Here is an 8,627-nt window from a genome sequence, read left to right as displayed (position 1 = left end):
GGGAGAAGAGAATACCTCACAAATTCCCTTGTCCTCAGTGTCTCCGTGTCTCCGCGTCCCTGTTTCCCCTCTATAGGTCTGTGTCAACTTTAAATGTGCCGACAGACTCCTGTAATTCCCGAGCCACTTCTACGGTTTTTTGCAGGGAGTTTGAAACTTTGCTAGAGGAATCAGAAGTTTGGGCTGAAACCATAGCAATTTCGTACATCAAACTACTAACAGCTTGAGAGGTTTGGGTTTGAGATACCGTCGCGTCTGAAATTAACTGCACGAGCTGGTCGATCTGGCGAGATACGTCTAGAATCTCGCTGAGACTCCGCTTGGCATCATCAACCAAGCGCGTCCCTTCAACCACTTGCTTGGTACTCTGTTCCATCGCCTCAACCACTTGCGCGGTTTCCCGTTGGATGCTCTCAACAATCTCTTCAATCTCTTGAGTGGCGACTGCTGACTTGGCAGCAAGTTGACCGACTTCTTCGGCTACAACTGCAAAACCCTGACCTTCTTCACCAGCACGAGCTGCCTCAATTCCAGCATTGATTGCGAGTAAGTTGGTTTGCAGAGCAATTTTCTCAATGATCGAAACAACTTTAGCAATCTGTTGGGACGACTCACCCAAGCGCTTCACTTTTTTGGTCGTTTCGCCAATGGTGCTGCGCAGGCTCAAGATATTCTCTACGGTCAGATCCATGGAGGCTTGACCAGTTTCTGCCGTGGCAGAAGCTGTGCTGGCAACTCCTGCGGCTTGACGAGCATTCTCTGCCACCGCTTCAATGGAATTGGTCATTTGTTCGACAGAATTCAAAATGTGAGTCGTCTCTTCTGCCTGTTTGAGGGCAGCTTCAGCCAGTTGACGAATGGCTTCCTCGTCCTGTCCAACTGCCATATTCACCTGAATCGCCGATTCTTTCACCCGCATTACAATTTGCCGCAGGTTCTCAACAATGGAGTTGAAGAAGTCAGCAACGGTGCCAATTTCACCAGTAGTCACCTCCGCCCGTACTGTCAAGTCACCTCTGGCAGCTCCTTCGACATCATTCAGGAGTTCCACCAGTTGCATTTGAATGGCTTCTTTTTGTTGGCGCTGCTCTTCTGCCAACATTTCCGCTTGTTGACGGGCAAGCTCGATCTCAGATAAGAAATTCAAACGGTCTAACGCCAAGCCCAACTGAATCGCCACCTGTTTAAAGAAGGTGATTTCCGATTCCTGCCAAAGCCGCGTACTCGAACATTGATGGGTTACGAGCAAACCGTGGAGGTTGCCAAAGGCGAGAATGGGTGCCACCATATTCGCTTTCACTTTGAAAGGTTCGAGTTGACCCAGGTAACATCTTGTCAAGCCTGCTTCATAAATATTTTCAACCGCTTTAACGCGACCGCGCTTGTATTTTTCCACATATTGATCGGCAAAACAGGGGTCAGCAATGTTTGCACCCAGCGCTTTGGGAAAACCTTCACCCACCGATTCAGCCACAATCGCTCCCTGCCAGTGGTCGTTAAAGAGATAAACAACCGCTCGGTCAGTTTTCAGAGTTCTGCGGATACCGGTGATTGCCGCATTGTAGACTTCTTCGGCAGTGACTGCTTCCCGGATAGTAGAGGTAATGTCGTTCAGTTGCTGAGCACGCTCGGTTTCCGCTTCTTTCTCCGTTAAGAAGTTCACTCGGTCTAGGGAGAGTCCGACCTGAATCGCTAATTTTCTCAAGAACTCAATTTCCGACTGCTGCCAATTGTAAGGAGCCGAGCAGTGATGAGCAATTAGCAACCCAAAGAGCTGATCTTCTTTGAGAATAGGTGTCACCAAATTGGCTTTAATTTGCAGTCGTTCCATCAATTTCAGGTGTTCTGAGTGAAAACCTGCTTCAAAAACGTTGCTAGTCGGAACAACCCGTCCTTTACGGTACGCTTCGATCAGATGCTCTCCGATACAAGAATCTTCGATTTTGTCCCCTAAGGCGCGGGGCCAGCCCGGAGTAACGGCTTCAGTTGATATATATCCACCCCAATCCGAGTTAAAGCGATACACAACAACCCGCTCGGCTCCCAAAACTTGCAGTGCTCCTTGAACCGCTTGTTGGAAAACTTCTTCTAAGTCGTAATTGGTACGAGCGCGGGATGCTGCAATGTCAGCAAATAAGGCTGCTTGATGGGTTTCTGCTGCTTGCTGTTGTAACAACCCTTTGACGCCAGTCACGAGGTTATTAAAGACTTGAGCCAGTACTTGGGTTTCTGTTGCTCCCACCAGTTGAGCCTGGACGTTCAGGTTTCCGGCAATTACTTGCTCGGCAGTACTTGCTAATTGTCTTAGAGGGGTTGCCAACCGACGGGCTAAAAATACCAGGGTTGCGGCAATGGCTCCTCCCAACAGCACGAATCCCAGAGAGAAGGTTAATGCCGTTTGAGCTCCTGTTGCCCTGAGTTCACCCAGTTCCATCGAAACGGCAATCACCCAATTGGTTTTGGGAACAGTAACGAGTTGATAGCTTCTGCCATCGTATTCAAATCGGGCATTCACTGACGTTTCCCCCAACCTTGAGGTAACTGAATCAATTTTCAGTCCCTTCAAGGGCAAGCCATCTCCTAGGCTTTGTCCAGAGTTTTGGGATTGAACACTTTCAATCAAACCTTTTGCACCCTGAGCTATAGTTTCGCCTCCCAGCACAATCGGATCGTTGCTAGCACTCTCACCATTCAGTGTGTCAACGACGGCAACGGTGCCATCTTCTTTTAGGGCGAGTAGTTGTACGGCTTGAGACTTGGCAATTCTCAACTGCTCGAGCATACTGTTGAGTACGGAACCGAACGCACTAGCTGGTAAGACGCCTTTGACAACACCGAGGAATTCACCGGAGTTGGGATCGGTAATAGTTTGGCTGAGTTCAATTCCGAAGGTGTTGGCAGATTCATCAAATGTTGGTTCGATGAACGTACCACTACTACCCGTTTTAGTGTTTTCCCACCAGGGTTCGTCGCGCTGTACAAAGTCAGACGTGGGACTGCTATAGGCTACGTTGAAACCGTTTTTCTCGGTAAAAAATAGCTCGGCAAACTCACTCGTTTCCGCTGTTTTTGCTAAGTAAGTGTTGAGAGTAGGATTGGATTGAAGTAGTTTATTAGCAGAAAAAGATTGTTCGAGTTGGTCGATGGGTAATCCTAAAAGTCCCTCTGATTGAGCAGCAGCGGTAGCCGCACGAGCCGCATTAATAACAAGGGGATTGTTGGCAATAGTGGCTGGAATTTTCTCGGCTTCATGTAGTAACTCATTAACTACATCGCTGGCTAGTAGCGCTTCACTTCGCAATACTTGCTCGGTTTGTTGTTGGGTACGTTGGGAAATAATGCCATAGCTAACGAGTCCTGCTAACCCTAAAGGCACCAGCACGGCTGGTAAAATTGTCCGCAACAATTGGGTGCGTAGGGGCGTGCTGGAGTGCCGGGATGCCGAGATGGAACCGTAGGGAAGAGAGCGCCAGGTAAGAGGTTGTGGCTGTGGCTGCCCCGCATTCGTCGTTGCTGCTGGTGAGACAGGAGCTAGTGAATATTGACTGGGATGGTAACCTTTTGCATTAGTTTGAGAAACGCCATTGAGGGCGTCATTCCCTTGTTCATTGGGTTTATTTTTGTAAGCTTTGAGGGGATCAAACTGAGCAGTCATGAAACAATGTCCTTGACGTGATAGTAAATTGGCAAAATGGCGTGGAAATTGCAGTGGAAGAGTTGGATTGAGGGCGCTAGAACTTATGAATAGGACGTTTTACGACTTTATGTGAAGTTATGCCTGTAATGGTTTGAAGCACCAAGCAGCGCAAACCCGCCTTACTGACCCAGTTATCTAAAGCAGGGGTGATCTCAAACGCTAATTCGGTGATGCAGAAAATTGGGTAGGGAGATGGCAGAAGGGGGTTTGCCCTTTATGTTTAGTAGAGAATTGGATAGGATGTAGCTTAAGAGAGCATGGAGTCCCTTCAACGTCCAGCGCCACTAGTACAGCAATGGCTGTGCTGTAAAATCTGGAAATTCAGCGATCGCTCTAGTGCAAGAAGGTAGCTATGCTGGAGGCAGAAAGCTCTAAGGAAAGAAAGCCTGTACAGTAAGCTTTTTCAACTGGATAGTTCTTGCCGCCATGCTGCACTAGTCATGAGAGCCAGGAAATAAACTCTTTAGAGTACGCGCCTGCAAGCGATGCTGGCTGCGGCTACGTTGCCACCATCGGCAATTAGCACCCCAATCGGACCGCCGACTGCCTCGCCAGCGATCGCGATTTCAATCGCTACTGCCAATATGCAAGTATCTAAATCGGCTTCTGAAGCTGGTTGCGCATCAGGATGATTGTCTTTCCATGCCTGAGCTAGGGGTACTGCCAGTTCGGCTAGCTTATTCTCAAGGTCAAATCGCCGCACTTCATCAGGAGATACGGCTTTAGAAGAGGTTGCATTCGGCTGGCTTGACTTATTTTCTGATTTGGAGAAGCTCATAGTGCTAGTACCTAAAAAACACCACATTCAGGAAGAATGAGATTGAAGCGGAAACGATAGATTACCCCGGTGGTGTCCAACCGACAGTAGAGCTGAAGGCTCAGGCAAAGGCAGTTGCTCACCTAGTGCTTTCATCCCTGAAACGGTCGAAAGTGTAAGACGGTGTATAACTTGTATTACACTTTATTCATAATAGGGCAACTTCATGAGTGTCAGCAACAAAGTCAAGACAGTTTTACCGAGTCTTCACAAAAGCAGGCTTACTCGAACAAGACTGTGACATCGCTAGATTGACTGAAGTAATTCCAGATGGCGATCGCTAAATCGCTCTCGTACTCGAGCTTCTCTATACTTTGGCAACCCTGACATTTGCCCGAACACGGTTCGATTTCACCATCGAAGGAACCCTCTGGAATTGCCAAGCAGATAGTAACAACAGGGATCTCTTTACTCCCACTCGACCCGTTATAGGTGCTGAATCTCACGGCGGCAATATAATCAATGTTGATAATCACATCTGCGAGTCGGATAAATGCCAAAATAAACTCCTCACACAGATAATCCATTAACTGCTTGATAAAGAAAATCCGGATAGCTTAGGAAGTGTACCAATTAGCTTGCTTGGTAATATTCCTCAATCTTCGGATTGGTTTTAACAGATGCACCTATTCAAGCAACAGTAAGGCATCACTCGTGAACCCTACTGTTTTGAGTCTGTAAAGACTGTCAAAACTGTAATCTAGACGTAAAACACGTAATACGCCATTAGCATGATAGGTTAATCAGTAAACCATCAGCCGTAAACTGAAGTCAGCTTCATCGAATCTTTACCTTACAGTTTGCTGATTTTCTCTAGAAGTGCAATCAGGTCATTCTGAAAAAAAATCGAGTAGCTCTTGCATCGTTTCCTGCGGAGCTTCCTCTGGTAGAAAATGACCACAGTCTAAACCCCTACCCTGCACATCCACTGCTCGTTCTCGCCAGGTTTCGAGTACGTCAAAGCAGCGCTGCATTACACCGCGTAATCCCCACAATAGCAACACTGGACACTGAATCTTCTGGTTAATGTCCGCCTCATCATGCTCTAAGTCGATCGATGCCGCAGCACGATAATCCTCACAGGTGGCATGGATGACGGCAGGATTACTGAAGCAGCGAATGTACTCAGCCATTGCTTCCTCGGTAAAAGCGCTTGAATTGGCGCTCCACAGGCGAAGCTTTTTCCTCAGATAAAATTCCGGGTCGGCACCAATCAGGCGTTCCGGCAGGTTATGGGGCTGGATGAGAAAAAACCAATGTTCGTAAGCAGTGGCTAGCACTTGATCCACGGTTTGGAAAATCGTGCGAGTCGGTACGATATCGAGAAGCGCAATTTTATCAACTCGATTGGGATGATCGAGTGCCAAGCGATGCAGTACCCGTGCGCCGCGATCGTGACCGATAACCGAGAATCGGTCAAAGCCGAGTGCCGCCATAACTTCGACTTGATCTTGTGCCGTGGCTCGTTTGGAATAGGTCAAATGTGCCGGATCGGCAGGTGGCTTATCGCTGTCCCCATAGCCCCGCAGATCTGAGCAGACTACGGTAAAGTGTTCAGACAATATTGGAGCGATCTTATGCCACATGACGTAAGTCTGTGGATAACCGTGCAGCAGTAGCAGTGGCGCTCCTTCACCGCCTTTAACTAGATTGATTGTTGCACCAGAAGTCTCTATCCGATGTTGGGTGAAATGCTCGAACATGAGCGTGTTGATTTGGATGAGTGTAGACAAATCTCAAAAAATTGAGTGCGTTTTAGGGAACGTTATGTTATGTTACTAAAATTCCAATACTATGGGGAATAACTCCTCCAAAAACAGCAATTGTAGTTTTCTCACTTCATTGACCTACGGCTGCATCTACGCTGTTCAATCAGTTACCACTTACCAGACGTATCGCTCTTGATGGAAACCCGCCGCTAACACCTTCTAAGCTTTCGGCGAAAAGGTATCAGTTTTTACTGTTCAGTTAGTGCCGAGATGATAAGAGATTTAAACTCTGCTGATGAGTACAAGGGCTACTCACTGCTTACTGTTAAATGAGTCAAGGGTGTTTGCTTGTCAGGTTTGACTCCAAGTTACGGCAACAGCTTATAAGACAACTTGACGGCTAGCATCTATCTTTTCTATTCCACTATTCCTAACAAATACTACTGAACTGGTCACTAATGACACTAACAAAGCTAACTACAGAATTAGACAAGTTGAGCAAAAATAGTGATGGAGAACTCATCATTGGAAACCTCCAAGCTCTTTGGACTTTTTACATTGTTCGCGGTCAGGTACTCTATATTACAGGTGGGTTTCATCCTGTAAGGCGATGGCATAGAGTATTAAAACAACATCGCCCTAACTGGCATTGGAGTGTTGATTACTCTCACTTGTCGGACAATCGGCTTTGGGAATGTCAACTTCTTGATCGTGGGCTCAACCAAAAGCACTTGAGCTTAATCCAAGCAAAATTAATGATTCGTACTGTTATCCAAGAATGTTTGTTTGAGTTAAGCCGCGACAACGATTTTAAAAGCGACTTGAAACCCAGTCAAAACACTATATCAACGCTTTGCCGTGTTATCGCCTTGTCTACCAACGAAATACAGACAGTTGTCACCGCAGTAACCCAGATGCAGCTACAATGGCAAGCTGCTGGTTTAAGCGAAATTAACCCAACTTTGTCGCCTATTTTACAGCAGAAAGCAGACCCGAAAAAACTCCCAATTTTAGACAAGTATCTTAACGGAGAGTTCACTTTGTGGGATATTGCTTTACAGGTCAAACAACCAGTATTGGATGTGACTTACTCCTTAATGCCATTGGTTGAGAAGGGTATTCTAAAATTCCAAGAAATTTCAGATTTACCCTTACCTAAGCCTGTCTTACAGCCTGTTGCCAAAAATCGATTTCTATTAGAAAACCAGCTAACTACATCTAACTCTAAACAACCGTTAATTGCCTGTATTGATGATAGTCCCGTGTTATCTCTGGCGTTAAAAAAAATATTGATGCCTGCTGGGTATCAAATATTGAGCATTCCAGAGCCGATGCGGGGATTTTCTCAACTCCTGGAACGCAATCCTGATTTAATTTTACTAGATCTGCTCTTACCTAATGCGGATGGCTATAGTGTCTGTAAATTTTTGCGGGAATCTTCTCTGTTTAAGAAGACGCCTATTATTATTCTAACTGCTAAAAATACTCAAATTGACCGAACTCGTGCCCAATTAGTCGGTGCAACTGAGTTTTTAATTAAGCCTCCACAGCCCCAGGAGTTGCTGCAAATGGTTCGGAAACATATCAGGCGACACGTTAAAGTGCCTAATGATTAACGCAGTGGCTACTCAAATAAAGTCTGCCTGCGAAGGTTAATAGTGATTGTGCCGGATAAACTAGCAAAAACACTAGGGAATGTTTATCTAGTGGAATCGTCTGGAGAGGCAAGGAGACAACAATCTAATATGTCTCCCCCGCTCCCCAGCTTCCTCACTGCCCTATCGGGACTTCTAGCTTGACTCGTTGAGAATCACCCAATTCGGCTGGATTGGTAAACAAATTCAGATCATCTTCTGTCGTTATAGTATCTCCCACCACCAACCGTAGTTGGTCATTAATGCGAAAGCCTGACGGTGATTGATTTGTTGGGCTTGGTTCAGAGTCGGCATCACCGTCTGCCGCTTCCAATGCTCCGTTGAAAAACGCTCCGTAATCATTAGATAGACTACGATTTTCAACAGTGCGAAGGGATTCGCCTGACAATGTGACTGAACTATCACTTGAGTCAGAGCGCCTTCCTGACTGTGCTTGGGCAATGGGTGCTAAACCGACAATGGCTATTCCTATCCCTAAAATAACAAGTGTTTTGCGTCTCATGAGCTTTCTCCCTGGCGTTGAATTGTTTAAAGCTGCTCTGTTGGATATATTGAGACGAACTAGACTGTTCTCTTTACTGTTAAGAATAACAAAAACCTATAGAGATGTTGCATGACAACAGATTTTCTCAATATTTTTCCGGTTGCCTGCCGATAAAAAAGCTAACCATTGGCTCCCCCTTCTCAAATTTATCTGTCTTCTGCAACCCTTATAGAGAAATATTTTCAGGATTCAGACTGAAGCAATG

Annotated in this window: 6 protein-coding genes; 1 reads left to right on the top strand and 5 read right to left on the bottom strand. The window is 46.2% G+C overall.

The features are described 5' to 3' along the window. Nucleotides 1-70 precede the first annotated feature (70 nt). The 4 genes from IQ257_RS11925 to IQ257_RS11910 all read right to left on the bottom strand — a co-directional run bounded on the left by IQ257_RS11925 (nt 71) and on the right by IQ257_RS11910 (nt 6,217). Nucleotides 71-3,655, bottom strand: a complete 3,585-nt coding sequence (locus tag IQ257_RS11925; protein ID WP_193873491.1) for a methyl-accepting chemotaxis protein — start codon at nt 3,653-3,655, stop codon at nt 71-73. Between the two features lie 505 nt (nt 3,656-4,160). Then, the gene (locus tag IQ257_RS11920) at nt 4,161-4,475 is read right to left on the bottom strand and encodes a hypothetical protein (RefSeq protein WP_193873490.1); all 315 of its coding nucleotides are present in this window, start codon (nt 4,473-4,475) and stop codon (nt 4,161-4,163) included. Nucleotides 4,476-4,735: 260 nt separating this feature from the next. Continuing rightward, complete coding sequence (locus tag IQ257_RS11915; protein ID WP_193873489.1) at nt 4,736-5,041, bottom strand: hypothetical protein; 306 nt, start codon at nt 5,039-5,041, stop codon at nt 4,736-4,738. Between the two features lie 303 nt (nt 5,042-5,344). Further along, nucleotides 5,345-6,217: an alpha/beta fold hydrolase gene (locus IQ257_RS11910; protein WP_193873496.1), complete on the bottom strand. Its 873-nt coding sequence runs from the start codon at nt 6,215-6,217 to the stop codon at nt 5,345-5,347. Between the two features lie 464 nt (nt 6,218-6,681). Here IQ257_RS11910 and IQ257_RS11905 point away from each other — a divergent pair, with 464 nt between their 5' ends. Next, nucleotides 6,682-7,839, top strand: coding sequence for a response regulator (locus IQ257_RS11905; protein ID WP_193873488.1), 1,158 nt, complete (start codon nt 6,682-6,684; stop codon nt 7,837-7,839). A gap of 154 nt (nt 7,840-7,993) precedes the next feature. On the opposite strand, the gene IQ257_RS11900 is transcribed toward IQ257_RS11905, so the two are convergent. Beyond that, nucleotides 7,994-8,380, bottom strand: a complete 387-nt coding sequence (locus IQ257_RS11900) for a hypothetical protein (RefSeq protein WP_193873487.1) — start codon at nt 8,378-8,380, stop codon at nt 7,994-7,996. Between the last annotated feature and the right edge of the window lie 247 nt (nt 8,381-8,627).

The sequence above is a fragment of the Coleofasciculus sp. LEGE 07092 genome, assembly GCF_015207375.1.
In the GTDB taxonomy this organism is placed as follows: Bacteria; Cyanobacteriota; Cyanobacteriia; order Cyanobacteriales; family Coleofasciculaceae; genus LEGE-07092.
This window is presented reverse-complemented; position numbering and strand designations above follow the sequence as displayed.

What these genes read in the sequence shown, in the direction of transcription:
- IQ257_RS11900 (WP_193873487.1), bottom strand. Translation starts at nt 8,380, where the DNA reads ATGAGACGCAAAACACTTGTTATTTTAGGGATAGGAATAGCCATTGTC.
- IQ257_RS11905 (WP_193873488.1), top strand. Translation starts at nt 6,682, where the DNA reads ATGACACTAACAAAGCTAACTACAGAATTAGACAAGTTGAGCAAAAAT.
- IQ257_RS11915 (WP_193873489.1), bottom strand. Translation starts at nt 5,041, where the DNA reads ATGGATTATCTGTGTGAGGAGTTTATTTTGGCATTTATCCGACTCGCA.
- IQ257_RS11910 (WP_193873496.1), bottom strand. Translation starts at nt 6,217, where the DNA reads ATGTTCGAGCATTTCACCCAACATCGGATAGAGACTTCTGGTGCAACA.
- IQ257_RS11925 (WP_193873491.1), bottom strand. Translation starts at nt 3,655, where the DNA reads ATGACTGCTCAGTTTGATCCCCTCAAAGCTTACAAAAATAAACCCAAT.
- IQ257_RS11920 (WP_193873490.1), bottom strand. Translation starts at nt 4,475, where the DNA reads ATGAGCTTCTCCAAATCAGAAAATAAGTCAAGCCAGCCGAATGCAACC.